This window comes from Bradyrhizobium cajani (assembly GCF_009759665.1).
In the GTDB taxonomy this organism is placed as follows: Bacteria; Pseudomonadota; Alphaproteobacteria; order Rhizobiales; family Xanthobacteraceae; genus Bradyrhizobium; species Bradyrhizobium cajani.
The window spans coordinates 23501-50144 of the sequence record NZ_WQNE01000032.1 but is presented as its reverse complement, the minus strand read 5'-3'; the positions used below and the strand labels follow the sequence as shown (position 1 = coordinate 50144).

At 64.8% G+C, this 26644-nt stretch carries 27 protein-coding genes; 17 read left to right on the top strand and 10 right to left on the bottom strand.

Annotated features, from left to right (window positions below; all coding sequences use genetic code 11):
* Nucleotides 1-18: 18 nt before the first annotated feature.
* From GPL20_RS30055 to GPL20_RS30045, 3 genes are all read left to right on the top strand, one after another.
* Nucleotides 19-897 carry an SUMF1/EgtB/PvdO family nonheme iron enzyme gene (locus GPL20_RS30055; RefSeq protein WP_157334531.1) on the top strand — a complete coding sequence of 293 codons (879 nt, stop codon included), beginning with the start codon at nucleotides 19-21 and terminating at the stop codon, nucleotides 895-897.
* A 170-nt stretch (nucleotides 898-1067) separates the two neighbouring features.
* Nucleotides 1068-2093, top strand: coding sequence for a Fe(3+) ABC transporter substrate-binding protein (locus tag GPL20_RS30050; RefSeq protein WP_157334522.1), 1026 nt, complete (start codon nucleotides 1068-1070; stop codon nucleotides 2091-2093).
* Nucleotides 2094-2223: 130 nt separating this feature from the next.
* Complete coding sequence (locus tag GPL20_RS30045; RefSeq protein ID WP_254126375.1) at nucleotides 2224-3795, top strand: ABC transporter permease; 1572 nt, start codon at nucleotides 2224-2226, stop codon at nucleotides 3793-3795.
* Nucleotides 3796-4000: 205 nt separating this feature from the next.
* Here GPL20_RS30045 and GPL20_RS30040 read toward each other — a convergent pair whose 3' ends face one another.
* Together GPL20_RS30040 and GPL20_RS30035 are read right to left on the bottom strand one after the other, a co-directional pair.
* Nucleotides 4001-4651: a CoA transferase subunit B gene (locus GPL20_RS30040; RefSeq protein WP_157334520.1), complete on the bottom strand. Its 651-nt coding sequence runs from the start codon at nucleotides 4649-4651 to the stop codon at nucleotides 4001-4003.
* Between the two features lie 21 nt (nucleotides 4652-4672).
* Nucleotides 4673-5380, bottom strand: coding sequence for a CoA transferase subunit A (locus GPL20_RS30035; protein ID WP_157334518.1), 708 nt, complete (start codon nucleotides 5378-5380; stop codon nucleotides 4673-4675).
* Between the two features lie 273 nt (nucleotides 5381-5653).
* Between GPL20_RS30035 and GPL20_RS30030 the strand changes: the two genes are divergently transcribed.
* From GPL20_RS30030 to GPL20_RS30015, 4 genes are all read left to right on the top strand, one after another.
* Nucleotides 5654-7582, top strand: coding sequence for an AsmA family protein (locus tag GPL20_RS30030; RefSeq protein ID WP_167533289.1), 1929 nt, complete (start codon nucleotides 5654-5656; stop codon nucleotides 7580-7582).
* Between the two features lie 205 nt (nucleotides 7583-7787).
* On the top strand, nucleotides 7788-9173 hold the full coding sequence (locus GPL20_RS30025) for an ABC transporter substrate-binding protein (RefSeq protein ID WP_254126377.1): 1386 nt from the start codon (nucleotides 7788-7790) through the stop codon (nucleotides 9171-9173).
* A 109-nt stretch (nucleotides 9174-9282) separates the two neighbouring features.
* The gene (locus GPL20_RS30020; RefSeq protein WP_157334512.1) at nucleotides 9283-10155 is read left to right on the top strand and encodes a carbohydrate ABC transporter permease; all 873 of its coding nucleotides are present in this window, start codon (nucleotides 9283-9285) and stop codon (nucleotides 10153-10155) included.
* Nucleotides 10152-11003: a carbohydrate ABC transporter permease gene (locus GPL20_RS30015; protein WP_157334510.1), complete on the top strand. Its 852-nt coding sequence runs from the start codon at nucleotides 10152-10154 to the stop codon at nucleotides 11001-11003. The genes GPL20_RS30020 and GPL20_RS30015 overlap by 4 nt, the downstream gene beginning before the upstream one ends.
* Before the next feature lie 140 nt (nucleotides 11004-11143).
* On the opposite strand, the gene GPL20_RS30010 is transcribed toward GPL20_RS30015, so the two are convergent.
* The 3 genes from GPL20_RS30010 to GPL20_RS30000 are packed head-to-tail and all read right to left on the bottom strand — an operon-like array spanning nucleotide 11144 to nucleotide 14044.
* Nucleotides 11144-11956, bottom strand: a complete 813-nt coding sequence (locus GPL20_RS30010; RefSeq protein WP_157334508.1) for an ABC transporter permease — start codon at nucleotides 11954-11956, stop codon at nucleotides 11144-11146.
* A gap of 4 nt (nucleotides 11957-11960) precedes the next feature.
* Nucleotides 11961-12875 carry an ABC transporter permease gene (locus GPL20_RS30005; RefSeq protein WP_157334506.1) on the bottom strand — a complete coding sequence of 305 codons (915 nt, stop codon included), beginning with the start codon at nucleotides 12873-12875 and terminating at the stop codon, nucleotides 11961-11963.
* Nucleotides 12872-14044, bottom strand: coding sequence for an ABC transporter ATP-binding protein (locus tag GPL20_RS30000; RefSeq protein WP_157334504.1), 1173 nt, complete (start codon nucleotides 14042-14044; stop codon nucleotides 12872-12874). Before GPL20_RS30000 ends, GPL20_RS30005 begins: the two co-directional genes overlap by 4 nt.
* Nucleotides 14045-14165: 121 nt before the next feature.
* Between GPL20_RS30000 and GPL20_RS29995 the strand changes: the two genes are divergently transcribed.
* Complete coding sequence (locus tag GPL20_RS29995) at nucleotides 14166-14396, top strand: hypothetical protein (RefSeq protein WP_157334502.1); 231 nt, start codon at nucleotides 14166-14168, stop codon at nucleotides 14394-14396.
* Nucleotides 14393-14695 carry a type II toxin-antitoxin system RelE/ParE family toxin gene (locus tag GPL20_RS29990; protein WP_254126381.1) on the top strand — a complete coding sequence of 101 codons (303 nt, stop codon included), beginning with the start codon at nucleotides 14393-14395 and terminating at the stop codon, nucleotides 14693-14695. Before GPL20_RS29995 ends, GPL20_RS29990 begins: the two co-directional genes overlap by 4 nt.
* On the opposite strand, the gene GPL20_RS29985 is transcribed toward GPL20_RS29990, so the two are convergent.
* Together GPL20_RS29985 and GPL20_RS29980 are read right to left on the bottom strand one after the other, a co-directional pair.
* Nucleotides 14692-16149, bottom strand: coding sequence for a glycerol-3-phosphate dehydrogenase (locus GPL20_RS29985; protein WP_157334498.1), 1458 nt, complete (start codon nucleotides 16147-16149; stop codon nucleotides 14692-14694). The genes GPL20_RS29990 and GPL20_RS29985 overlap by 4 nt on opposite strands.
* A gap of 135 nt (nucleotides 16150-16284) precedes the next feature.
* Complete coding sequence (locus GPL20_RS29980) at nucleotides 16285-18972, bottom strand: sensor domain-containing protein (protein ID WP_157334496.1); 2688 nt, start codon at nucleotides 18970-18972, stop codon at nucleotides 16285-16287.
* A gap of 202 nt (nucleotides 18973-19174) precedes the next feature.
* On the opposite strand from GPL20_RS29980, the gene GPL20_RS29975 reads away from it, so the two are divergent.
* Nucleotides 19175-20278 carry an NAD(P)/FAD-dependent oxidoreductase gene (locus GPL20_RS29975; protein WP_157334494.1) on the top strand — a complete coding sequence of 368 codons (1104 nt, stop codon included), beginning with the start codon at nucleotides 19175-19177 and terminating at the stop codon, nucleotides 20276-20278.
* Between the two features lie 121 nt (nucleotides 20279-20399).
* On the opposite strand, the gene GPL20_RS29970 is transcribed toward GPL20_RS29975, so the two are convergent.
* A complete protein-coding gene (locus GPL20_RS29970; RefSeq protein ID WP_008546178.1) occupies nucleotides 20400-20582 on the bottom strand; it encodes a YdcH family protein in 183 nt (60 codons plus the stop codon).
* A 328-nt stretch (nucleotides 20583-20910) separates the two neighbouring features.
* On the opposite strand from GPL20_RS29970, the gene GPL20_RS29965 reads away from it, so the two are divergent.
* From GPL20_RS29965 to GPL20_RS29955, 3 genes are all read left to right on the top strand, one after another.
* On the top strand, nucleotides 20911-21117 hold the full coding sequence (locus GPL20_RS29965) for a YdcH family protein (RefSeq protein WP_157334493.1): 207 nt from the start codon (nucleotides 20911-20913) through the stop codon (nucleotides 21115-21117).
* Between the two features lie 124 nt (nucleotides 21118-21241).
* Nucleotides 21242-21460 carry a hypothetical protein gene (locus tag GPL20_RS29960; RefSeq protein WP_157334489.1) on the top strand — a complete coding sequence of 73 codons (219 nt, stop codon included), beginning with the start codon at nucleotides 21242-21244 and terminating at the stop codon, nucleotides 21458-21460.
* Between the two features lie 118 nt (nucleotides 21461-21578).
* Nucleotides 21579-21830, top strand: coding sequence for a hypothetical protein (locus GPL20_RS29955; protein ID WP_157334487.1), 252 nt, complete (start codon nucleotides 21579-21581; stop codon nucleotides 21828-21830).
* Between the two features lie 88 nt (nucleotides 21831-21918).
* On the opposite strand, the gene GPL20_RS29950 is transcribed toward GPL20_RS29955, so the two are convergent.
* On the bottom strand, nucleotides 21919-22632 hold the full coding sequence (locus GPL20_RS29950; protein ID WP_167533284.1) for a GGDEF domain-containing protein: 714 nt from the start codon (nucleotides 22630-22632) through the stop codon (nucleotides 21919-21921).
* A gap of 142 nt (nucleotides 22633-22774) precedes the next feature.
* On the opposite strand from GPL20_RS29950, the gene purE reads away from it, so the two are divergent.
* Nucleotides 22775-23263 carry a 5-(carboxyamino)imidazole ribonucleotide mutase gene (gene purE, locus GPL20_RS29945; RefSeq protein ID WP_157334625.1) on the top strand — a complete coding sequence of 163 codons (489 nt, stop codon included), beginning with the start codon at nucleotides 22775-22777 and terminating at the stop codon, nucleotides 23261-23263.
* Nucleotides 23260-24366: a 5-(carboxyamino)imidazole ribonucleotide synthase gene (locus GPL20_RS29940; RefSeq protein WP_254126385.1), complete on the top strand. Its 1107-nt coding sequence runs from the start codon at nucleotides 23260-23262 to the stop codon at nucleotides 24364-24366. The genes purE and GPL20_RS29940 overlap by 4 nt, the downstream gene beginning before the upstream one ends.
* An 85-nt stretch (nucleotides 24367-24451) precedes the next feature.
* Here GPL20_RS29940 and aqpZ read toward each other — a convergent pair whose 3' ends face one another.
* Nucleotides 24452-25174 (bottom strand): aquaporin Z, encoded by a 723-nt coding sequence (gene aqpZ, locus GPL20_RS29935; RefSeq protein WP_157334475.1) that lies wholly within the window; start codon nucleotides 25172-25174, stop codon nucleotides 24452-24454.
* 260 nt (nucleotides 25175-25434) lie between these two features.
* Between aqpZ and rpsU the strand changes: the two genes are divergently transcribed.
* Both rpsU and GPL20_RS29925 read left to right on the top strand, forming a co-directional pair.
* Nucleotides 25435-25731 (top strand): 30S ribosomal protein S21, encoded by a 297-nt coding sequence (gene rpsU, locus GPL20_RS29930; protein WP_027545547.1) that lies wholly within the window; start codon nucleotides 25435-25437, stop codon nucleotides 25729-25731.
* A 250-nt stretch (nucleotides 25732-25981) separates the two neighbouring features.
* Nucleotides 25982-26632 (top strand): tetratricopeptide repeat protein, encoded by a 651-nt coding sequence (locus tag GPL20_RS29925; RefSeq protein WP_157334473.1) that lies wholly within the window; start codon nucleotides 25982-25984, stop codon nucleotides 26630-26632.
* Nucleotides 26633-26644 lie beyond the last annotated feature (12 nt).

The window sequence follows — 26644 nt, the reverse complement described above, 5'->3', positions numbered from 1 at the left end:
TTCTTTCGGGGGATCACCATGCTGATCGCATTCAAGCTCAAGCTGGCGCTCGCCTGCGTGGCCGGGCTTGCCGGACCACTGGCCGTCGCGCCCCTGGTCTCCGAGCTGACGACGCACGGCGCGCAAGGGGAGCCGGCGATCGTCGAGATCGCTGCCGGCAGCTTCGTATATCGCGAGGCCGGCGATTTCACGCACGCCGGGCAGCAGGCCGAAGCGCCGCTGCGAACCCTGCGGTTCAACAGACCGCTTCACATCATGCGAGAGCAGGTCTCCTCCGCCGACTTCCAGCTCTGCGTGCAGGATGGCGCCTGCCGCGCCCTGGGCCGCGACGTCGTGGTCGCGCCTGATCGCCCTGCGGTCCAGGTGAGCTGGTATGACGCCGAAGCCTATGCGGGCTGGCTGTCGCGCAAGACCGGCAAGCCTTATCGCCTGCCGAGCGACGAAGAATGGGCCTTTGCCGCCGGCAGCCGATTCAAGGACGACGGTGTGCCGGTCGACGCCAACGATCCTTCGAAGCGCTGGATCAGCCGCTACGAGCGGGAATCAGAGCGCGACCTCACCGACACGACGGCCTATCCGTTCGGCAGGTTTGGCATGAACGAGCACGGCATCGAAGATCTCTCCGGCAATGTCTGGGAGTGGACCTCGACCTGCTTCGTGCGCTCGCGGGTCGACGAGACCGGCCATGCGATCCGCCCGACCGTGAATTGCGGTGTGCGCGTCGCGGAAGGGGCCCATCGCGCCTATGTCACCGATTTCATCCGCGACGCCCGCGCCGGCGGCTGCGCGCAAGGCGTGCCGCCCGCCAATCTCGGCTTCCGCCTGGTCCGCGAGAAGACGTCGTGGCTGGTCAGTCTGTCGCAGCGCCTGAGTAAGACGTGGCCGGCAAGATCATAGCGGCGCGCATTGTCTTCCCACCATCGTCTCGGCTCACCAATTAGAATCAATCTAAAAGCAAGTTTGGAATCCCTCTAAGTCATGTCCCGCGCGACATCGCGTCGCTGACTTGTCGCATCGCCTGCTGCTACTCAATCGGGCCTTCGATCGCGCGCCTGGGAGCAGCCCTTATGATCCATCTTCGCGTCCTCGCCGTGTCTGCGGCGGTATTGAGCCTGACCTTATCCTTCGTGTCGGAAGCAGCCGCCAATGGCGAGGTCAACGTCTATACCTATCGCGAGACCAAGCTGATCCAGCCGCTGTTCGACGCCTTCACCAAGGATACGGGCATCAAGGTCAATGTCGTCTCCGCAAGCTCCGGTCTTGAGCAGCGCATGAAGGCGGAAGGCGCCAACAGTCCGGCCGACGTGCTGCTGACGGTGGACATCGGCCGCATCGACGAGGCCGTGCAGGCCGGCGTCACCCAGCCGATCAAGTCGGAGGCCGTCGACAAGGTCGTGCCGGCGCAGTATCGCGATCCGGACGGACACTGGGCCGGCATCTCCATGCGCGCGCGCGTGATCTATGCCTCGAAGGATCGCGTCAAGCAGGACAAGATCACCTATGAGGAGCTCGCCGATCCCAAGTGGAAGGGCAAGATCTGCATTCGCTCGGGCCAGCACATCTACAACAACGCGCTGTTCGCGGCCTACACGGCCAAGTACGGCGAGGCCAAGGCCGAGGAATGGCTGCGCGGCGTAAAGGCCAACCTCGCGCAGAAGCCGTCGGGCGGCGATCGCGAAGCCGCGCGTGACGTTGCCGCCGGCAAGTGCGACATCGGCATCGGCAACACCTATTACTGGGCGCTGATGATGAACAACGATCCCGAGAAGAAACCGTGGGCGGAGGCGACCCGCGTCATCCTGCCGACCTTCGAAGGCGGCGGCACCCACGTCAACCTCTCCGGCGTGCTGCTCGCCAAGCACGCGCCCAACAAGGCCAACGGCGTCAAGCTGATCGAGTGGCTCGTGAGCGAGCAGGCGCAGCAGATGTATGCCGACCAGAACTACGAATATCCGGTTCGCGCCGGTGTCGCCATCAACTCGACCATCGCAGGCTACGGCAAACTCGGCCCAGATCCGTTGCCGATCGCAAAGATCGCCGCCAACCGCAAGGCTGCGGCCTCGCTGGTGGACAAGGCCGGCTTTGACAACTGATCTCTGGCGGCCCTCGTCTCTCAAACTGTCAGAAGCTACGGGCGCACGGCCTCGCTCAAGAGGTCGTGCTCACGCCGGACGCGCCGCAACCGCCATCGCGATCGCAACCGCGATCCTGGTCGCGGCGCCCGTGATCTCGATCGTTTCGCTGGCTTTGCAGCCGGCGGCCGATGTGTGGCACGACCTGGTCAACTACGTGCTGCCGGCCGCCCTCCTGGATACCGCCCTTCTGCTCGTCGGGGTCGGCGCGCTCACACTCCTGATCGGCGCCGGCACAGCATGGGTGATGTCGCGCCACGACTTTCCCGGCCGGGGCATGCTCCTGTGGCTGATGCCGCTGCCGCTGGCGATTCCGACCTATCTTGCGGCTTACGTCTATGCCGACCTGTTCGAACCGCTCGGCCTGGTGCATCGCACCCTGGCGGTCTGGATGCCAGTGCGCGATGCCCTGGGCCATCTCCCCAACCTGCGCTCGCTGCCGGGCGCCATCTTCGTGATCGGGCTCGTGCTCTACCCTTACGTCTATCTGTCGGCCCGCGCGACGTTCCAGGTTCAGTCTGCCGAATTCGCCGAGGCGGCCAAGACTCTGGGCGCCGGCCGATGGACCGTTTTCTGGCGCGTCTCACTGCCGATGGCGCGGCCGGCGCTCGCGGTCGGCGTTGCGCTGGTCGCGCTGGAAACGCTCAACGACATCGGCGCCAGCGAATATCTCGGCATCCGCACGCTGACGGTCTCGATCTTCACCACCTGGCTCAACCGCGGCAGCCTTGCAGGTGCGGCGCAACTCGCATGCCTGATGCTTGCGATCGTCGCCGGCCTGATCGCGATGGAGCGTTACGGCCGCCGCAACGCCAACACCGAATTCTCGGCCGAAAGCCCACATGTGAGGCAGCGGACCCGGCTTTCAGGCGCAAGAGCGTGGATCGCGTTCGCGGTCTGCGTGCTGCCGGTGCTGATGGGCTTCGCCGTGCCGCTGTCCTATCTGGCGCATCAGGCTCTCGGTCGCGGACTGCTTGCAAATTTCGACCCGCTCCTGTGGCGCCACACCTTCCATTCGTTCGCCTTTGCGGCGCTCGCGACGCTCCTGGCGCTGATGCTTGCGCTCGCCACAACGATCGCGCACCGCTTTCGGCCGGATCCGCTGCGATATCTGGCGATGAGCATCGCGCAGACCGGATATGCGCTGCCGGGTCTCGTGATTGCCCTCGGCCTTCTGACTCCCGTACTGGCGGTCGATAACGCGATGAGCGCGGTCGCCACCTCGATCGGAAGCTCCCTCCCCGGGCTGATCCTGGTCGGCTCTGGGACGGCCGTCGTCATCGCCTATGCGATCCGTTTTCTGGCCGTGCCGGTCGGCATGATCAAGGCCGGGTTCGACAGCATTCCGCGCGACTATGACGAGAGCGCGCGGACGGTCGGCGCTGGCCAGGCGGTCGTGTTGTGGCAGATCTATCTGCCGTTGCTCCGGCCCGCGATGCTTGGCGCAATCATCATCATGTTCGTCGACTGCCTGAAGGAGCTCCCGGCAACGCTGCTGTTGCGGCCGCTCAACGTCGAAACACTGTCGACGTCGATCTACCAGTTCGCGAGCCGCGGCAATTTCGAGGACGGCGCGCTCGCGGCCCTCCTGATCGTCGCCGCCAGCATCGGCCCGGTTGCCTGGCTGACCCGGTTCTCCGAGGTACCGAGCGGCCCCGCTTGAGGGCATGGCCGCATCGTCCGCACATTCCCGGCGCTTCGACCAATCGAGTCCTCATCGCCCGACCTGATCGCGCGATCCGGGACTTCAGAGATATTCGTGATTGATCGAGCGGCCACCATCGTCCGCCTTCACGAGGAATGGCAGCGCTCAGCCAGGATCGTGAGGACGCACAGACCGTCGCGATGCGCGCCCCAGCGTTCCTCGCTTACGTGTTCTTCAGCGCGATGCGGAATTCGGCCTCGGTCTTGGCCTTGACCTCGTCGAGCGAGACGCCGTCGGCGAGCTCGATCAGCGCCATGCCGCCGTCGCCGTGCTTGTCGATGGTGAAGACGGCCAGATCGGTGACGACCATGTCGACCACGCGCTCACCGGTCAGCGGCAGGTTGCACTGCTTCAGCAGCTTCGGGCCGTCCTTGGCGGAATGCTCCATCACCACGACGACGCGCTTGACGCCGGCAACGAGATCCATCGCGCCGCCCATGCCCTTGACCATCTTGCCGGGGATCATCCAGTTGGCGAGATCGCCGTTCTGGGCCACCTGCATGGCGCCGAGGATCGACAGATCCATATGGCCGCCGCGGATCATGCCGAAGGAATCGGCGCTCGAGAAATAGGACGTCGAGGGCAGCTCGCTCACCGTCTGCTTGCCGGCGTTGATGAGGTCCGCGTCCACCTCGTCTTCATAAGGGAACGGGCCCATGCCGAGCATGCCGTTCTCGCTCTGGAGGCTGACGTCCATGCCGTCGGGGATGTAGTTCGAGACCAGCGTCGGGATGCCGATGCCGAGATTGACGTAGTAGCCGTCGCGCAATTCCTTCGCGGCGCGCGCGGCCATCTGTTCACGGGTCCAGGCCATATCAGTTCTCCTGTGTCGCGCTTAAGCCGCAGGCCGCGGGCGGGTGTTGCGGAATTCGATGCGCTTCTTGGCCGTGCCGACCTCGACGATGCGCTTCACGAAAATGCCGGGCGTGTGGATGTGGTCGGGATTGAGCTCACCGGCCGGAACCAGATGCTCGACCTCGGCCACCGTGATCCTGGCGGCGGTCGCCATCATCGGGTTAAAGTTGCGCGCGGTCTTGCGGTAGATGAGGTTGCCGGCGGTGTCGCCCTTCCAGGCGTGCACGATGGCGAGGTCGGCGAACAGGCCGCGCTCCATCAGATACTTCTCGCCGTCGAACTCCTTCACTTCCTTGCCTTCGGCGATCAGCGTGCCGACGCCGGTCTTGGTGTAGAAGGCCGGAATGCCGGCGCCGCCGGCGCGGATGCGCTCGGCGAGCGTGCCCTGCGGATTGAATTCGAGTTCCAGCTCGCCAGCGAGGAATTGCTGCGCGAACAGCTTGTTCTCGCCGACATAGGACGAGATCATCTTCTTGATCTGGCGGGTTTCTAGCAGGCGGCTGAGCCCGATGCCGTCGACGCCGGCGTTGTTGGAGACCACCGTCAGGCCCTTGACGCCGGACTCGCGGATCGCATCCGACAACTCCTCGGCGATGCCGCAGAGGCCGAAGCCGCCCGACATGATCATCATGCCGTCCTTGAGAACGCCCTCGAGAGCCGATTTGGCGTCGGGATAGACCTTGTTCATGCAAATAACCTTCGAGTGAACCTTCGGCTTGCAGGCCGTCGCGCCTTATTGGCGGCGATTATTAGGCGAATTCCTCCGAAGCCGTCAATGATACGGGGTTCTCCGCTCCGCCGGCGAGTGGTAGAAGCTGCCCACGCCGTGGGCAGAACCGCCCGCGGCCTTGAAAGCGACAAGAAAACCCATCAAGTTGCGGGGGTTGGGCGTGGGCACGCAGGTTTCCCGGCCCGCCCTTCTGGCTCCAACGACCAACCCGTTCAGGACATGCCATTGACCATGGCCCAAGGAATGAAGCGCCTCGGGACGCCGATCGCGGCGCTGCTCGGTGTCGCGCTGATCGCCCTGATCGCGACCTCCTGGCTCATCAACCGTGACGCGCTGCGCAAGGCGGTGGAAGCACAGATCCGTGACGTTACCGGGCTCGAGCTCAGTGTCGCGGGGAGCATCGACATTTCGGTGCTGCCGGCGAGCTACATCTCCTTCCACGATGTCGGCCTGAAAGGCGGCGGCACCAGCGACCCCGCGCTCCATGTCGACGTGCTCACCGCCAATCTGCGGCTGCTGCCGCTCCTGCTGCAACGGTTCGAGATCTCCGACCTGACGCTGCTGCGGCCGCACATCCATGTCAGCCTGAAGGCGGATGGCGAGAGCAACTGGACGCCCTTCATCCAGACCATCGCGCGCACGATGAAGCCCGGCGCCGACAACCAGGTCTCGTTCTCCGAGATCAGGATCCAGGACGGCGTGCTCGATTTCCAGGACGCCACCGCGCACGCCTCGGAGAAGTTCGAGGACATCGACCTGTCGCTGGCCTGGCCCTCGATCTCGCGCTCCTTCGCCGCGACCGGGCAGTTCGACTGGCGCGGCGAGCGCGTCGACGGCTCCATCAGCTTCGCCGATTTCGTCGCCGCCCTTTCCGGCGAACGCTCGGGACTGAAGGCGCGGATCGCCAGCGCCCCGCTCAAGCTCGCCTTCGACGGCAGCGTCGCCAACCGCACCAGCCCGATGATGGAAGGCACGCTCACCATCGACAGCCCGTCCTTGCGCAACGCGCTGCGCTGGACCGGACAGCCGCAGCCCGGCAGCGGCGGCTTCGGCCGCTTCGCGCTGAAGGCGCGCGCCAACGTCGTCGGCGCCTCGATCGCGCTCACCAACGTCAATGTCGAGCTCGACGGCAATACCGCCGAGGGCGTGATGACCTACGCCAATAACGGCCGGCAGACGCTGCAGGCGACGCTCGCCGCCGACGCGCTCGACTTCACGCCCTATATCTCGACCTTCCGACTGCTCGCGAGCGGCGCGCGCGACTGGAACAGGCAGCTGTTCGATCTCAACGGGCTTTCGACCACCGACCTCGATATGCGCCTGTCGGCCGCCAAGCTGACGGTCGGCCCCTCGAAGTTCGGCCGCACCGCCGTCGGAGCGAACCTGCGCAACGGCACGCTGGCGCTCTCGGTCGGAGAAGCGCAGGTCTATGGCGGCATCGCCAAGGGCTCGTTCGGCATCGCGCGCTCCGACACCGTCGCCGACGTCAAGGCGCAATTCCAGTTCACCGATGTCGATCTCCAGGCCTGCGCCTCCGAGCTGTTCGGCATCAACAAGCTGTCCGGCCGCGGCAACATCAACGTCTCGCTCCTCGCCTCCGGCTCGAGCCCGTTCGGCCTCGTGCAGTCGCTCGACGGCACCGCCACGGTGACCGGGCATGACGGCGCGATCGCAGGCTTCAATGCCGAGCAGCTGCTGAAGCGGCTGGAGCGGCGGCCGCTGTCAGGCGGCGGCAATTTCCGCAACGGCTCGACGCCCTACAACAATCTCACCATCGCGGTGAAGTTCGCCGACGGGGTCGCGACCGCCGAGGACATCCGCGTCGAGGGGCCGGCGGCCAAGATCACGATGACCGGCACCGCGTCAGTGCCGACGCGCGAATACGACATGAAGGGCGTGGCGAGCCTCAACACCGCCTCGGGCTTCGAATTGCCCTTCGTGGTGCAGGGCCCCTGGGACGATCCGCTGATCTTCCCCGACCCCGAGAGCCTGATCCGCCGCTCGCCGGCCTCCGCGCCGCTGCTCGACATGCTGAAGGACCGCAAGGGCGGCGATGCCGTGCGCTCGGCGATCGAGCGGATCACCGGCAGCGGAAAGCGCTCCGCACCGGCAGAATCGCCGACGGCGGAGAATGCCAAAGAGAACCAGAAGTCGAACTGACGGCGTTCCATCGGCCGCCGCATGATCGTCGCGAATTAATCGGGGCGAATTGATGCGGCGATTGGATCGATGCACGCGTTGAGCATCTCCTCCAGCCCCTCACCCACGACATAGGTCTGACAAGATGCCGCTAGATCGGCTGACGGCCATGCGCTAGTGTTTTATACGACCGGTTAAAAACACCGGCCGTTTGAGGGAGAAAAACGTGAGATCCAAGGTTATTGGCGCAGTATCATTGGCGGTCGCTGCGGTTGGGCTTTTTGCGGCCACTGCACCCGCGTTTGCGCAGCAGAAGACGATCACGGTCTGGTGGGGCAAGGGCTTCTACCGGTCCGAAGATGACGCGCTGATCGATACGATCAAGAAATTCGAAGCCAAGACCGGCATCAAGGTCGAATTGTCGCAATACGCGATCCAGGACATGATTCCGAAGACGGTCGCCGCGCTCGATGCCGGCACCGTGCCCGATGTCGCCTATTCCGATTCCTATGACGTGCAGGCGCAGGGCAAGTGGGCCTATGAGGGCAAGCTCGAGGACCTCACGGACGTCATGGAGCCGATCAAGGGCCGGTTCGTGCAGAACACGCTGGACGCCTCGATCCTCTACAACGACGTCACCAAGAAGAAGGCCTATTACGGCTTCCCGCTGAAGCAGCAGAGCATGCACGTCCAGATCTGGAACGACATGCTGGAGAAGGCCGGCTTCAAGCTCGCCGACATTCCGACCGACTGGACGGGCTACTGGACGTTCTGGTGCGACAAGGTGCAGCCGGCGATCCGCAAGGCGACCGGCCAGCGCATCTATGCCGTCGGCCAGCCGATGGGCGTGGAATCCACCGACGCCTTCCAGTCGTTCTACACCTTCATGGACGCCTACCACGTCAAGCTGGTCGACGACGACGGCAAGCTGCTGGTCGATGATCCCAAGGTCCGCGAGAACCTGATCAAGGCGATGAAGGACTACACCGACACCTACATCAAGGGCTGCACGCCGCCCTCCTCGACGACCTGGAAGGATCCGGACAACAACGTCGCCTTCCACAACAAGACCATCGTGATGACCCACAACTTCACGATCTCGATCGCGGCGAAGTGGTTCGAGGACTCGACCAACCAGGCCCTGACCCAGGAGCAGCGCGACGCCGGCAAGAAGGCCTATGAGCAGGACATCGTCACGGCGTCCTTCCCGAAGGCTCCGGACGGCTCCACCATCCGCTATCGCTCCGACGTCAAGACCGGACTGGTCTTCACCGCGGCCAAGAACAAGCCGGAGGCCAAGCAGTTCATCAGCTTCCTGCTCCAGGAAGAGAACGTCCGTCCCTACATCGAGGGTGCGCTTGGCCGCTGGTTCCCGGTGACGAAGGAAAGCCAGGAAAGCCCGTTCTGGCAGGCCGACAAGCACCGCAAGGCGGTCTACGCGCAGTTCAAGGGCGGCACCGCCGCGTTCGACTTCACCAAGAACTGGAAGTTCACGATCCTCAACAACGAGAACGTGTGGGCGAAGGCGATGAACCGGGTGGTGAGCGAGAAGGTTCCGGTTGACAAGGCCGTCGACGAACTGATCGCCCGGATCAAGCAGGTCGCGGGTTAAATCATCCTTCCCTCTCCCCGCTTTGCGGGGAGAGGTGTAAGAACAACACCGGCCGCGTTTCGCGGCCGGCTTCTCTTTGAAGTGTCCGAAAAGGAAGAGTCCGAAAAGAATGGCGATCACGCTCTCTGGCGATCAGGCAATGCCCGGGCCACCCCTGTCGTCGCGGCTGACCCCGGCGCAGGTCTGGGGCATCATCCTGCTCGCGCCCTATCTGCTCGTCTTCCTCGCCTTCGTCGTCTATCCCGTCGGCTACGGACTGTGGCTGGCGCGCGCTCCGGCGAACTACGTCGCCCTCTACAACGACCCGATCTTCGCGCGCGCCGCGGTCAACACGCTGATCTTCCTGGTCATCGGCATCAACATCAAGATGCTGATCGCGCTGTTCCTGTCCGGCTTCTTCGCGCAGCAGCGGACCTGGATCAAATGGCTGTCGGTGATCTTCATCCTGCCCTGGGCGGTGCCGTCGATCCCGACCATCCTGTCGGTGCGGTTCATGCTCAATCCCGAATGGGGCATGATCAACCACTTCATCTTCTCCTTCACCGGCGACGACGGCCCGAACTGGCTGAACGATCCGACGGTGGCGCTGACCATGGCGATCGCCGTGCACATCTGGAAGTCGCTGCCGTTCTGGACGCTGATCCTGATCACCGGCCGCCTTGCGATCTCGCATGATCTGTTCGAGGCCGCCGAGGTCGACGGCGCCAGCTGGTGGCAGAAGTTCCGCTACATCACCTGGCCGTCGATGCAGACGCTCTACATCACTTGCACGCTGCTCTCGATGATCTGGACGCTCGGCGACTTCAACAGCGTCTATCTGCTCACTGGCGGCGGCCCGGCGGACCTGACACACGTGCTGGCGACGCTGGGCATCCGCTATCTCCGGCTCGACCAGCTCTCGCTTGCGATGGCCTCCATCGTCTGTGCGATGCCGTTCGTCCTGCCGCTCGTGTATTTCATGATGAAACGGTTGTCGCGATGAAGCTCCCCACCTTGCGCGAAGTCGGGACCGAAGCGCGGCTCCTGCTGATCGGCATTCCCGTCTTCCTGTGGACGATGATCCCGATCTATCACATGTTCCTGTTCGCGATCTCCCCGAAGGAGGACGCGTTCTCGGGCAAGCTGTGGCCGGACCATCCGACGCTGCACAACTTCGAGATCGTGTTCAAGCAGCAGCACTACTTCCTGCGCGACTTCTACATCCAGTTCTGGAATTCGACGGTGATCGCCGTCTCCGTCGGCGTGCTGACGCTGTTCATCGCGACCGCCGCGGCGTTCTCGATCTCGCGGCTGCGCGTGCCCGGCGGGCGCGTCGTGATGAACCTCGCGCTCTTCACCTATTTCATCCCAGCGGCGTTCCTCGCCGTGCCGATGTACCGCACCATGGGCAATTACGGCCTGCTCAACAATCACTGGTCGCTGATCCTCGCCATGGTGACGATCGCCAGCCCTTATGCGATCTGGGTGCTGAAGCAGGCCTCCGACAAGCTCCCCGTCGAGCTCGATGAAGCCGCCGTCATGGACGGCGCCACCACGCTACAGATCTTCCGCCTGGTCTATCTGCCGCTGATGATGCCGTCGCTGGTCGCGATCGGCACCTATGCGGTGCTGCTGGCCTGGAACGAATATCTCTACGCGTTCCTGCTGCTCTCGAACGACCGCGAGATCACCCTCCCCGTCGCGCTCGGCAACTTCCTCGCCGCCGACGATTCGCCGTGGGAGTTGTTGATGACGACCGGCTTCATCTACGCGCTGCCGCCGGCCGCGATCTACTATGCCTTCCGCCGCTACATGGTGGGCGGGCTCACGGCAGGCGCGGTGAAGTCGTAAGGCTTCATCCTGTCATTGCGAGCCAACGGGTCCGCGCGAAGCGCGGCCCGATGACAGGCTCCGCGAAGCAATCCAGACTACCTTTGCAGAAGCAGACTGGATTGCTTCGTCGCAAGAGCTCCTCGCAATGACAGCAGGGCTTACAACGGCGCCGCGCTCTCGCCCTGCGAGCTCGTCAGTTTCGAGGCGAGCGAGGCGATGACGATGACGACCGCGATCAGGGCGATCACCAGCGTGCAGATCGCGTTGATCTCGGGCTTCACGCCGAGCCGCACCTCCGAATAGATCCGGATCGGCAGTGGCGCCGAGCCCGGGCCGGTGGTGAAGCTCGCGATCACGAGGTCGTCGAGCGACAGCGTGAAGGCCAGCATCCAGCCGGCGACGATCGCGGGCGCGATCAGCGGCAGCGTCACGGCGACGAACGCGCGGACGGGATCGCAGCCGAGGTCCATCGCCGCCTCCTCCAGCGAACGATCGAGCGAACCGAGGCGGGACTGCACGACCACGGCGACGAAGCACATCGTCAGCGTGGTGTGGGCGATCGTCACGGTCCAGAAGCCGCGCTCGGCGTTCAGCGCCACGAACAACAGCAGCAGCGACAATCCGGTGATCACCTCCGGCATCACCAGCGGCGCATAGAGCATGCCGGAGAACAGCGTGCGGCCGCGGAAGCGCTCACCACGCGACAGGGCGACAGCCGCGAGCGTGCCGAGCAGCGTCGCGATGGTCGCGGACGAGACCGCGACCCGCAGGCTCATCCAGGCCGCCTCGATCATGGCGCGGTCATTGAAGAACTCGTGATACCAGCGCAGCGACCAGCCGCCCCACACCGTCACCAGCCGCGAGGCGTTGAAGGAATAGATGACGAGGATCAGGATCGGCAAGTAAAGGAAGGCCAGCCCCAGCGCCAGCGAAGCGATGTTGAAGCGGGACAGGCGGGAGACCTTGCGCATGGCGTCACCGCCCCTGTTCCAGCTGCCGCTTCTGCACCCGTTCGTACAGCAGAAGCGGCACCAGCAGCACCATGAGCAGCACGATCGCCGCAGCGGATGCGACCGGCCAGTCCTTGTTGGTGAAGAATTCGAGCCACAGGGTCTGGCCGATCATCAGCGAATTCGACCCGGCCAGGAGGTCCGGAATGACGAATTCGCCGACGATCGGGATGAAGCACAAGAGCACGCCGGCACCGACGCCGGGCAGCGACAGCGGGAAGGTGACGAGCCAGAACACCTGCCAGGGCGGCGCGCCGAGATCGGAGGCAGCCTCCTCCAGCGCCGGCTCCATCTTCGCAAGCGTGGCGTAGAGCGGCAGGATCATGAACGGCAGATACGAATAGACGATGCCGATATACATCGCGGTGTCGGTGGAGAGCCATACCACCGGCTGGCTGACCAGGTGCAGCGCGAGCAGGATCTGATTGAGCAGGCCATCATGCTGGAGGATGTTGATCCAGGCATAGATGCGGATCAGGAACGAGGTCCAGAACGGCACGATCACCAGCACCATCGCCACCGCCTGCCAGCGCGTCGGCAGCCGCGCCATGCCATAGGCGACGGGATAGCCGATCAGCAGCAGCAGCGCGGTCGCCGTGACGGCGACGGTGAGGCTGCGCACATAGGCGAACACGTAGATGTCGTCGGAGCCGAGCAGCTTGAAATTGTCGGGCGACAGCGCGGCAAAGGCAGCCCTGAGCGCCTCCCAACCCGCCGTCAGGTCGAACAGCGGCACGTAAGGCGGCTGCGCGATCGCCGTCTGCGACAGGCTGATCTTCAGCACGAAGGCGAACGGCACCAGGAAGAACAGCACCATCCAGAGATAGGGCGCGATCGCGGCGAAGCGCGCCGGTCGCGCGAAGATGCGGCGCCCGCTCATGACGGCAGCACCACGCAATCGTCGGGCGTGAACCAGGCGACGACATGCTGGTTCAGGCTGTAGGCGTGGACGTCGAGGCGCACGCTGTTGGCCACCGACGCCTGCACCATTCCGCCGGCGTCGAGCTTCACCTTGTAGGTGGTGGTGCCGCCGAGATAGCAGATGTCGGCGATCACGCCGTCCAGACTGTTGATCGCCGTTTCACGACCGGCTTCAGACACCGGGGCGCGGCGCGAGAGCTTGATCTTTTCGGGGCGGATCGCGACCGCAAATCTTCCCGCTCCGATCGGCTCGCGCGGCTCGGCCACCACCAGCGTACCCGCATCACGCGTACCGATGATCAGGCGGTGACCGTCACGCAATTTTGACTCGCCGTCGAACAGATTGATGTCGCCGACGAACTCCGCGATCCACCGCGAGCGCGGCGCCTCGTAGAGCTCGCGGGGACTCGCGACCTGGGCGAGCTTGCCGGCCTTCATCACGCCGATCCGGCTCGCCATCGTCATCGCCTCCTCCTGGTCGTGGGTGACGACGATGAAGGTCATGCCAAGCCGGCGCTGGAGCTCCATCAGCTCTCCTTGCGTACTCTCGCGCAGCTTCTTGTCCAGCGCTGCGAGCGGCTCGTCGAGCAGCAGGAGCTGCGGCCGCCGCGCCAATGCCCGCGCCAGCGCCACGCGCTGGCGCTGACCGCCGGAGAGCTGGTCGGGCTTGCGCTTCTCCAGGCCTTCGAGCTTCACCAGCGCAACCATCTCCGCCACGCGCATGGCGATGTCGGCGCGCGCCATGCCGGCGCGCTTCAGGCCGAAGGCGATGTTGTCGCGTACCGACAGATGCGGAAACAGCGCGTAGTTCTGGAACATCATGTTGATCGGGCGCTCATGCGGCAGCGCCTGCGCGATGTCCTTGCCGCCGAGCAGGATGCGCCCCTCGTCCGGCGCCTCGAAGCCGGCGAGCATGCGGAGCAGCGTGGTCTTGCCGCAGCCGCTGGGGCCAAGCAGCGCGAAGAACTCGCCGGCCTTGATGTCGAGCGAGACGCCGTCCACGGCCCGGAACGTCCCGAACGTCTTGGCAACGCCCTCGATGCGCAGCAGCGGCTGGCCCGCTGCCGGATGAGCATCGCCGCCGGCCGCATTGGCCGCGGCGTCCGTTCTGGGCAACTCGTCAGTCATGGTCCCTGCCAACCCCGATTCCGCCGCACGCTAGCGGCCGATTGGCCCTAGCTCAACCGGTTCGGGAGGATCCTCCCAAATTGGCCTTCATGACGGACACCAAAAGACGTATGGTGTAGGCATGACCAAGTTGCTGGATCAGGCCCTGGAGATCGCGCGCAGTCTGCCGGCCGACGCGCAGGATGACATTGCCCGGATCGTACTCCAGCTCGCCGGCGCAGAAGCAGCCGATCCCGTCATCCTCTCGGATGACGAGAGGTCGGCAATTGCCGCATCCAGGAAGGCTGCCGCGCGGGGCGAATTCGCGACTGAGGCTCAAGTCCGTGCGACTTGGGCCAAGCACGGCTTGTGATTATTCGCTACACGCTTCCGGCGCTCGCCGACCTCGATTCCATCCTGACTTACGTTGCAGAAGCGTCTCCTCGGGGAGCCGCACGCGTCCAAAAGCGCATTCAGGACGTGATCGGTCTGTTGCCAGCGCATCCGGAGATCGGTCTGCGGACTGATGATCCGGATATCCGAAGGCTGACGACAACGCCCTACCCATTTCTCGTCTTCTACGAGATTGGGAGCCAGGAGATCATCATCCACGCCATCCGTCATGGCGCTCGCGATCCCGGCGGGATGCCCGGCAAGCGTGACTCCGTCTAGCTGGTGCCCGCCATGAAGGCGGCCAGCGCGTCGCGGTCCACCGCCGGCATGGTCAGGCCGAGCTTGGAGCGGCGCCACAGGATGTCGTCGGGAAAGCGCGCCCATTCGTGCCTCATGAGGTAGCGCACCTCGGCGCCGGTCAGTTCGGGGCCGAAGGCCGGGCCGAGCTCGTCGCGGGCTTTTGCCTCACCGAGCACCGCCGGCAGGCGCGAGCCATAGGCCGCGACCAGGCGCTGGGCCTCCGGCTCCGAGAGAAACCGCCAGCGGTCGCGGGCGAGGTCCACTTCCGTGTCGAAACGATCCCAGGCGAAATCACCACCGGGCAGCGCCGCGCCGGCGGTCCAGCGCGGCGACATCGGATAGAACGGCGTCAGCTTCGTTATCGCCCGCTCCGCGCGCAGGCGCGAAGTCGTGACGTCGCCGCCGAACATGGTGATCAAGGGCGCCTTGCGCCGGCGCGCGTGGAACAGCGTCCCGTCGCGACGGCGTGCGGACGCCAGCGTCAGGTTGACGCCGGAGACGGTGTGGACCACGTCGGTCGGCGCGACGCGCTCGCGGAAATAGCGGCTCGCCGCTTCACAGAGATAGCTGACGTCAGCCCCCGGCATCGCCACGATCGCGGGATCGCCGGTGAAGGCGTGCGTGACCGTGCCGATCAGTGTGAAGTCGCGCTCGAACGGCCGGGCGAAGATCAAACGTCCGTCAGCGTTCTGGAAGACGTAGACGTTGTCGGACTCGAACAGCCGCGGCACGACGATCTGGCTCATCTGCATGGCCGATGTCGCCGGCGGCGGCTGCCGCAGCACGGTCTCTGCGACCATCGACGTCCAGCCGCCGGTGGCATTGGCCAGCGCCCGGGCCGTGATCACGTGCCGATGGCCTCGGTCGACCACCGCGAGCCGCCAGATATCGCCCCGGTCCGCACGGACGCAACGTGCCCCGGTCCGGATCTCAGCGCCGCGTTCGGCGGCATCGAGCGCCGTGAGCACCACCAGGCGGGAATCATCGACCACGCAGTCCCAATATTCGAACGCCGTGCCGAACGGGCGCTTCAGCGCATTGCCGACCGGATGATGCGTGATGTCGAGGGTCGCCGATCCCGGCAGGCCGGCCCGGTTCGTGAGGCTGTCATACACATACAAGCCGGCACGCAGCAGCCATGGCGGGCGCTCGTTGGAATGCGCGGGGATCACGAAGCGCATCGGCCGGACCAGATGCGGCGCGATCCGGAGCCAGATCGGCCGCTCGGCGAGGGCTCGGCGCACCCGCCAGAACCCGCGGCGTTCCAGCAGCGACAGATCGCCATGGATCAGCCGCGGTGTCGCCGACGACGCCGCGCCGCCAAGATCGCCCTGCTCGAACAGGATGACCCGCAGGCCGCGGCCAGCCGCATCGCGGGCGAGGCTGACACCGTTCAGTCCGCCGCCGATGATCGCAAGGTCGTAATCCGCCATGAAGCCGTCGAATGGGAGCAAAGCGTCCCATCATCCCTAGAACCATTTTCGTTCCGATGGAATCGAAACGGGGGCTCTGGATTCTTGTTCCGACGTGCTTTCCTGACGCGAACCGGCATTTCGCTCGAAAACGCGCTAGCCGGTCTTGAGCGCAAGCTCCATGACTTCAGTGCGGCCGACGAGGCCGGCGTATTTCCCGATCGGGAGGGGCTTGCCGAGCAGATAGCCCTGCACGCCGTCGCAGCCTTCCTTGGCAAGGAAGGCGAGCTGCTCGACGGTCTCGACGCCCTCGGCGATGATCGACATTTCGAGGCCGTGGCCGAGATCGATCACCGCGCGGACGATTGCCGCCGATTGCGGGTTGCGGCCGAGATTGATGATGAAGGCGCGGTCGATCTTGATCTTGTCGAACGGGAATGCCTGGAGATAGCTCAGCGAGGAATAGCCGCTGCCGAAATCGTCCATCGAGATGCGCACGCCAAGCGCCTTCAGCCGGCGCAGCAGGGCGAGGCCGCGGTCAAAATCCTCGATCAGCACGCCCTCGGTGATTTCGAGCTCGAGCCGGCCGGGCGCAAGGCCGGTCTCGATCAGGATCGAATGGACCAGCCCGACCACGTCGCCGTGCATGAACTGCGCCGGCGACAGGTTGACCGCGACCTGGAGCGGCTTTGGCCACGACGCCGCCTCGCGGCAGGCCTCGCGCAAGATCCACTCGCCCATCTCGACGATCAGGCCGCTCTCCTCCGCGATCGGGATGAACTCGGCCGGCGAGACCTGGCCGCGCACCGGATGCTGCCAGCGCGCCAGCGCCTCGAAGCCGATGATCTCGCTCTCGACGACGCTGTGACCGGCGGCCCCCTGCGGCTGGAAGGCGAGCGAGAGCTCGCCGTTCTTGATCGCCATCGACAGGTCCTGGTGCAGCACGCGGCGGTCGCGGATCTGCTGGTCCATCTCCGGCTGGTAGAGGCTGATCGTTCCGCGCGACTTCTGCTTGGCGCGGAACAGCGCCGCCCCGGCATTGGCGAGCAGCGAGGCGCCGTCGGCGCCGTTGTGCGGGAAGATCGACATGCCGGTGGTGACACCGGCGCGCACCGCACGGCCATCGATCTGGAATTCCTGTGCGACGGCATCGCCGATCTGCTGCGCCAGCGCCAGACCCGCCTCCGGCTGCTTGCCGTCGATGATGAGACCGAACTCGTCGCCGGACAGGCGCGCCACCACGCCGCCGCGCGCGGAATCCTGGAGCCGGTGGGCCACTTCGATCAAGAGCTTGTCGCCGAGCGCATGACCGAAGACGTCGTTGACCTCCTTGAGGCCGTCGAGGTCGACGCAGAGGACCGCGAACTCCTCGCGGGTGCCTTCGCAGGCCTCGATCATCTGGGTCAGCGCCTGCAGGAAGGCGGCGCGGTTGGGCAGATCGGTGAGGCCGTCGTGATAGGCCATGTGCGCCATGCGCGACTCGGTCTGCCGGCGGTCGGTGACGTCCTCGTGGGTCTTGATCAGATATTGCGGCTCGCCGGCATCGCTCAGCACCGTGGCGCGGCGGGTCAGGAACAGCCGCAGGCCGTCCTTGGTGGAGATCGGATGCTCCTCGGTGATCATACCGCGCTTCTTGATCGCGGCCTCGTCGCGCGCGATGATCAGCTTGGCTTCCTTGGCATTGAAGATGTCGGACGCGGTCAGGCCCGTGGCCTCCTCGCGCCGGCGGTTGAGGATCGTCTCGGCGCTGCGGTTGGCAAGCAGATAGCGGCCGTCCTTGACCTGCTCCACGATCAGCGCCACCGGGATGTTGTCGACCACGAGCTCGAGGAATTTCTTGGTGCTCTCCAGCTCCTGCGACAGCGAGCGGCGGTCGGTGATGTCCTCGAACACCAGCAGCAGGAATCCGGGCCGGTTGCTTTCATTGCGGACCGCGATCCGGATCGAGGCGACCATGCGCCGCTCCCCGCCACGCTCGACCTCGAACTCGTTGCGGAACTGGCCGTCCGGCGAATTGAGCGCCGCCCCGTCGGTCGCCTCGATGCGGGCCGCCGAGACCGGCGCAAACAGCTGGCGCGCATTCTTGCCGACGACATAGTCGCGCGAGAAGCCCCAGAAGCGTTCATAGGCGCTGTTGGCGAAGATGTAGCAGCCGTCCTCGATGTTCTTGGCGGCCACGCAGGCCGGCACGTTGTCCAGCACCGTTTCCAGGAACTGCTTGGTGGAGGCGAGCTGACCCGACAGCCTGCGCTGCTCGCTGACGTCGAGATGTGTCGCCACCGAGCCGCCGTTCGGCAGCACGAAATATTTCACCAGGATGGCCCGCCCGTCCGGCAATTCGGTGATCAAACCGTTGGGGCTTGCCGCCTTCTCGTAGAACTCCTGGTCCGACACGGCGCCGAGCACGCCGCGCTTGCGTCGCAGCTCGAGCAGCTCGTGGCCGTTCATGTCGGCCCGGATATCCGACCGCGTCAGACCGTAGATCTCCAGATAGCGGTCGTTGCAGAAGATGACGCGCCGCAGCGCATCCGTCATCACCACGCCCTGGTTGAGATTGTTCATGGCGGAGGAGACGAAGGCATTGCGCCGCAGCTGCAAACGCCTGGTCCGGCGCAGCGAGGAATGGATCCACAGCGCGATCGCGGCGAGGAAAGCACAGAAGACGATGCCTGCGATCAGGGCTTCCCAGATCACACTGGGATCAAGCTGGCCGAGATAGCTTGGCGGGTCCAGGCTGTCCGACAGCGCAAAGGCACGCGCAGGCGCGACCGTGCCGGCCAGGCACAGGACGGCCTGCACAGCAATCGGAAGCGTGCCGCCCTCGTGCCAGTTCTTGTCAGCCATCAGCCACCCGCGATTTCAACGTCGGATTGTCTGGCTTCACGGGTTTGGATCGGGTAAACGCCTGTACGCGCAACAGAAAAATGTGACGTGAAATACGGCAATTGCCCTGACATGATAAATGCTTCCTTAACGGCAAACGGCCCCGCGCCGTCGTCCCCCGGCCTGATGCCGCCGAAGATTTTGGCATACCGCTCGCTCAACCATGGATAGGGTCGACTGCGTCGTCATTGGAGCCGGCGTTGTCGGGCTCGCGGTGGCTCGAAGGCTCGCGCAGACCGGGCGCGAGGTCATCGTGCTCGAGGAAGCCGAGGCCATCGGCACCATCACCTCCTCGCGCAACAGCGAGGTGATCCATGCCGGCATCTACTACCGCGCCGGCAGCTGGATGGCGCGCATGTGCGTCAGCGGCAAGCACGCGCTCTATCGCTACTGCTCCGAGCGCGGCATCCCGCACAAGAATTGCGGCAAGCTGATCGTCGCGACCAATGCGAAGGAAACCGAGAAGCTGCAATCGATCAAGGCGCATGCCGAGGCCAATGGCGTGCTCGACATGCAGCTGCTTTCGGGCGAAGCCGCACGCGCGCTGGAGCCGGCGCTCGCCTGCGACGCCGCGCTGCTCTCGCCTTCCACCGGCATCATCGACAGCCATGCCTACATGCTCTCGCTGCGTGGCGAGGCCGAGGAAGCCGGCACGGCCTTCGCGTTTCACACTCCGCTGATCCGCGCCAAGGCGGCCAGCGGCGTGATCGAGATCGAGGCCGGCGGCGAAGCGCCGACGACGCTGCAATGTGATCTCCTGGTCAACGCCGCCGGACTTTCGGCAACGACCGTGGCGCGCCACATCGACGGCATGCCCGTCGACCGGATTCCGCCGGCCTATCTCGCCAAGGGAAATTACTTCAGCTGCAGCGCCAAGGCGCCGTTCTCGCGCCTGATCTATCCGGTGCCCGAGCCCGGCGGCCTCGGCGTGCATCTGACGCTGGACATGGCAGGCCAGGCGCGTTTCGGCCCCGACGTCGAGTGGATCGAGACGATCAATTACGAGGTCGACCCGTCACGCGCCGAGCGCTTCTATCCGGCGATCCGCCGATACTGGCCGACGCTGCCGGACGGCGCGTTGATGCCGAGCTATTCAGGCATTCGTCCGAAGATCGTGCCGCCGGCGGTGGCCACGCAGGATTTTCTGATGCAGGGCCCGCGCGATCACGGCGTCGCAGGCCTGATCAACCTGTTCGGTATTGAATCGCCGGGACTGACGTCGTCGCTCGCGATCGCAGATCACGTCGCCGAGCTCGCAGGATTGTAGGCTCGCAGGAGCCTGTGCTCCGTGCAACATGATTGCACGGCACCTTGCAGCAGGGACGAGCGCAAAGGCCCTCATCCCTGCGTGAAAGGGTAAGATCAACTCTACACTGTTACGGGGGTTACTAGTGGAGCGTGTCGCCCGACTGCTTCAGACGCTCGATCTGGTCCTTGACCATCAACTTCCGTCGCTTCAACTCAACAATTTGCAGGTCGTCTGTTGAAAGGTGCACGAGAGCTTCGTGCAATTCGTTCTCGAGAAGTTTGTGCTTCCGTTCCAATTCAACAAGATGTGCCTGAATTGTCATTCGAAACCTCCTCGGTAGGGTTGAACCTCAGGATTCGATCCGGACGCGCAACTCTACATCACCGATTCGTTCTGTCGATGGGTATCCGTCGTCACTCCTTCATTTTTGAAAATTCATATGTAACGAAGCGTGAGTACGGAACCGCGCAGGAAAAATCCATGATATCAATGCGCTTGCGCAGCGCCGCGGCGATTTGCAGAAATATGTTGCGGGAGATCGGTGGGCGATTGCCGCAGATCGCTTGCGGTCACGCCGCGCAAGGACGATAATTTCCACAGGGCATCCACAGCCTTGATCTCAGCCTATCGGTTTTTCGGCCACCGCAGACATGACCCATGAAGACGCGCGCGAACTCGAAGCCGAGCTCGCCCGGTTGCAGCAGGAACACCGAGATCTCGATGCGGCGATCGATGCACTGCATCAATCGCCCGCCCCCGACCTGTTGCGGTTACAACGGTTGAAGAAGCGCAAACTGTTGTTGCGCGACCGTATCGCGTTCATCGAAGACCAGATCACGCCCGACATCATCGCCTGATTCAGGCGCCGGCCCTTGGCCAGGACCTGCTTTGAATCCGCTTGACTCAAAAAGAACAAAATAGGAACATTCGGGCACCCCAACGCCCCCGGACCTGCCCAAGGACAAGCTGAGGACAACGCAGATGTCGACCACCGCCCTTTTCGACAACAGCCATTATGAACAGGCCTGCGATCAGGCGATCGCGATGTGCGACGGCAATCTGCGCAGCACCATCAAGGCGCTGATCATGGCCAACGAGTATCTGGAGGCGGAGCTCGAGGAGTTGCAGGCGGCGATATCAGCCGGCTGCATTCCGGAGACCTCGCGCGGCAAGATGCGGAGCAAGAGCAGCGCCGCTTGAGTTCCAAGGCGCGACGCGATCGCGCTGGGTTTTTAGCATGATCCTATCAGAAAGCCGGTTCGCACCTTGTGCTACGCGGCCCTACGAGTCCGGATCATGCTCCAGCTGGAGCAACGCCATGTCCGATGTGACCTACTACGTTGCAATGCCCTTTCTGATCGATGCCGACGGCTCGCCTGTCGCGGGTACCGCGGAGGAATGCCAGACCTCGTCGGCCGCGTTGCGGCGTGCCGAGATGCTGGCGCGCGGGGCCGGCCATATCGGCGCGGTCGCCTTCAGCCGCAGCGGCGATCCCATGACCGGCGAATTCGGCGACGCCCGGCTGCTGCGCAAATTCGGCAACGTGCCGGACGATCTGGCCACGCTGTAAGGGATTATTGTTTGAGCATGATCTCCGCGCAAACGCGTTCCGCGTTTGTCGCGAGGGAAAACCGCTGCACACTTTTCCGGATCATGCTCTAGCTGCTGACCAGCCCGATCTGCGGCTCATGGCGCCGGTGCGCCTTGCGCACATACATGGCGGCATCGGCCTCCTCCAGGGCGCGGCCTGCATCGGAATGCGCCCCCAGCAGCGCGACGCCGGCGGAAGCGCCGGCAGTCACGTGCTGGTCGCGAAAGGTGAAGGACAATTCGTCGATCGCCTGCTCGAAGAGCGCGGCCTTGGCCTTGGCATCGGTCTCGCTGAGATTCCACAGCAGCAGCGCGAACTCGTCGCCGCCGAGCCGGCCGACCACGTCCGAGGCGCGGACCCGCCGCGTCAGCGTCGAGGCAATCGCCTTGAGCACCTCGTCGCCGGCGGCGTGTCCGAAGGAATCGTTGATCGGCTTCAGCCGATCGACGTCGAGCACGATCAGCGCGCCGCTGGCGCTGTAGCGCTTCATGTAGGCGATGGCGCGCGTGAGCTCGCGCTCGAAACCGCGCCGGTTCGGAATCTCGAGCAGGAAATCGGTGTCGGCGGCCGCCTCGAGTTCCGCGACCCGTCGCTCCGCCGCCTTGAGCTTGCTCCGCAAGCCACGGATGGTCGCCCTGGAGGAGTCCGTGGCGCTGTCGCCGCCCGACGCGACGCGCTGCGCCGGCCCAGCCGGGCGTCTGGAGGCAGGTCTGGAACGGCCGACGCTGGTCTTCCGGCCCTTTTTGGCCTTCGCAGCGCTCGCCCTTTTTGATTTCTTCATGGGCATCCTGCTCAATGAAGGCTTGCGGGGATTCACCAAGACAGGATAGTGCATTCCCTTCTCCTTGCCACCGCCTTGCGAGCCGCCGGCCGGAACCGTTAATCTGGCCTATGTTTCTGTTTTCCCGAGCACAATTGACGTCATGACCGCGCCGATCGCCATCATCATGGGAAGCCAGTCGGATTGGGACACGATGCGGCATGCCGCCGATACGCTTGCCGCGCTCGGCGTCGCCGCCGACACCCGCATCGTTTCGGCGCACCGCACCCCCGACCGCCTGTTTGCCTTCGCCAAGGGCGCCAAGGCGGCCGGATACAAGGTCATCATCGCCGGCGCCGGCGGCGCTGCCCATTTGCCCGGCATGGCGGCGGCGCTGACCGAGCTGCCGGTGTTCGGCGTGCCCGTCGAATCGAAGACGCTCAAGGGCCTCGATTCGCTCTATTCGATCGTTCAGATGCCCGCGGGCATCCCGGTCGGCACCCTCGCCATCGGCAAGGCCGGCGCGATCAATGCGGCGCTGCTTGCAGCTTCCGTGCTGGCGCTGTCCGACCCGGCCTTGTCAGGCCGCCTCGCCGCCTGGCGCAAGGCGCAGACCGACGCGGTTGCCGAGCGCCCGGAGGACAAGGCGTGACTGACAGCAGGCAGGTGAAGCTGAAGCCCGGCGACACCATCGGAATCCTCGGCGGCGGACAATTGGGGCGGATGCTGGCGATGGCGGCGGCGCGGCTCGGCCTGCGTTGCCAGGTGTTTTCGCCGGACCCGGACTCGCCGGCTTTCGACGTGGTGCTGAATGCGACCTGCGCCGAATATGCGGACGTCGAGGCGCTCGAGCTGTTCGCGGGCGACGTTGACGTCATCACCTACGAATTCGAGAACGTGCCGGCGGCGGCCGCAATGGTGCTGGATGCCCGCCGCCCGGTCCTGCCCAACCGCAAGATCCTCGAGACCACCCAGGACCGGCTCGCCGAGAAGGATTTCATCACGCGGCTCGGCATCGGCACTGCGGCCTATGCCGACGTCACCTCCGTCTCCTCGCTGCGCGAAGCGATTCTCAGAATCGGCCTTCCCGCCGTGCTGAAGACCCGCCGCTTCGGCTATGACGGCAAGGGCCAGGCCATCATCCGCGAGGGCGACGACATCGCCAAGGTCTGGACCAGTCTCGGCACCAAGCAGGCGATCCTGGAAGCCTTCGTGCCGTTCGAGCGCGAGATCTCCGTGATCGCCGCACGCTCGGCCGCGGGCCAGGTCGAATGCTTCGACGTCACCGAGAACGAGCACCGCGATCACATCCTGAAGGTATCCCGCGCGCCCGCACCGATCGCGGACGCACTCGCCGAGGACGCGCGCAGCATCGCCGGCAAGATTGCGAGCGCGCTCGACTATGTCGGCGTGCTCGCGGTCGAGATGTTCGTGCTCGCCAATGGCACCGGGCCGAAGGTGCTGGTCAACGAGATCGCCCCGCGCGTGCACAATTCCGGGCACTGGACGCTGGATGGCGCATCCGTCTCGCAGTTCGAGCAGCACATCCGCGCCATTGCCGGCTGGCCGCTCGGCAAGCCGGTGCGCCATGGCGAAATCGTCACCATGACCAACCTGATCGGCGACGAGATCAAAGACTACGACAATTGGCTGACCGTCCCCGGGGCCACGGTGCACATCTACGGCAAGGGCACGCCGCGCCCCGGCCGCAAGATGGGCCACGTCACCGAAGTCCGGCCGGCGAAGGACAAGTGAGGGGACCGCCGCAAAGGCTGCGATCCCGCTTTTTTGCTTTGACGCGTTTTCTTGACGCGAACGGTTTCCGCTTCGCTCGAAACAGCTAGGCCGTCTTCGCGCCCGCGACGACGCCGGTGGGCTCCTCGCTGAGCCAGCGATAGATCACACCGCCCAGCGCGCCGCCGATCAGTGGTGCGACCCAGAACATCCAGAGCTGCGCCATCGCCCAGCCGCCGACGAACAGCGCGGGGCCGGTGCTGCGCGCCGGGTTCACCGAGGTGTTGGTGACGGGAATGCTGACGAGATGGATCATCACGAGCGCAAGCCCGATCGCGAGCGGCGCGAAGCCCGCCGGTGCACGACCATGGGTGGCGCCCATGATGATGAAGAGGAACATCATGGTCATCACCACCTCGGTCAGGAAGCACACCATCATGCTGTACTGGCCGGGCGAATGCGCATCATAGCCGTTGGATGCGAAGCCCTTGGTGACATCGAATCCGGGCGCCCCGCTCGCGATGACATAGAGCAGCCAGGCGGCCACGATCGCGCCGGCCACCTGCGCGATCACGTAGGGCAGGATCTGGCCGGCCGGAAAGCGGCCGCCGGCTGCAAGGCCGATCGTCACGGCCGGATTGAGATGGCAACCCGAGATGTGGCCGATCGCATAGGCCATGGTCACCACGCTGAGCCCGAAGGCCAGGGACACGCCAACCAGGCCGATGCCGACCTGCGGAAAACCGGCTGCGATCACCGCGCTTCCGCAACCTGCGAATGTGAGCCAGAACGTACCGATGGCCTCGGCAGCGCATTTCTTCATGTCCATGTAATGTCTCCCCTGATTTCAGTCCGGATCAACCTCCGGAAAACGGCCCGCCTTTTGGCGCCAAACCACCCAAATTGGGACCGCACAGAGGTATTTTCGCCGCATTTAATGGCTGAACTTGGCCCGAAAACGCGCTTGGCCGGTGGACAGAGCGGGTTTTGTCTGGTACATCCGCGCGCTCAAGGTTAAGGGCGCCGGGCTTTTTGCCATCCCCTTTGACTTACCAGAATTCAAATCCGATCCACTGAAGAGGATGCCGCGTGCAGGTTCTCGTTCGCGATAACAATGTCGATCAAGCCCTCAAGGCGCTGAAGAAGAAGATGCAGCGTGAGGGGATTTTCCGCGAGATGAAGCTCCGCGGCCATTACGAGAAGCCCTCCGAGAAGAAGGCCCGCGAAAAGGCCGAAGCCGTGCGCCGCGCGCGCAAGCTGGCCCGCAAGAAGCTGCAGCGTGAAGGCCTGCTGCCGATGAAGCCGAAGCCGGTGTTCGGCGCAGGTCCCGGCGGTGAGCGTGGTGGCCGTGGCGGCCCGGGTGCAGGTCCGCGCGGACCGCGCTGATTTGCCGAACTAGCCGGACTTCAGTTTTCGATGACGCGGGCCCCGGGCCCGCGTTATTGTTTTGTGAGCGGTGCCTTTTCTGGGACGGGCACTACCGATGCGGCACTAAAGCGCGATGAAGTCGGTTGAAGCGTCATCGCGCTTTGGTTTGTTGTTTGAGCATGATCTCCGCGCAAGCGCATTCCGCGTTGGTCGCGAGGGAAAGCGGCGGCACGCTTCCGGATCATGCTCCAGCGCGAGCGAACCGTAGATGGCCTCCCCTTTCCCCGAGCGCGGCTTGGCGCGGCGATGCCGGATCTGGCAGCAGCCAATCGCACTGGCGTTGATGGGGATTGCACTGTGCGGCTGCTCCTTCGATCTGGGGTCGCTGACGCCGGAGAAGGACAAGCCGCAGGAGGCGCCCAAGACGGCCTCAACCGCCGAGAGCGCGGTCAGCGCCGGCAACGTCACCGAAGCCCAGGCCCACACCGCAAAGGCCCAGTCCCTGGCGAAGTCAGGCGAGACCGCCGCAGCGCTCGACGAGTTCAATCGCGCGGTCGCGCTCGATCCCTACAATGCACAGGCGCTCTATGGCCGTGCCCTGATCCATCAGGGCAACAACCAGCACGATTTCGCGATCGCCGATTTCAGCGCTGCAAGCGGGCTCAACCCGCAGAAGGTCGAGCCGTTGCTGGGCCGCGCCACCAGCTATCTCGCGCTCGGCAAGGTCAAGGAGGCCGCAGCCGATCTGGATGAGGCCTCCGAGGCCGATCCACACAATGTCCAGGTCTGGACTACGCGGGGACAGGCCTATGAGCGGCTGGGCGACAGGGCCAAGGCGGCGGCATCCTACAACAAGGCGGTCGCCCTTCGCCCACGCGACGATGCCGCCCGCAGCGGCCTCGCCCGCGTCGGCGGCTGACGGCGCGGCTCA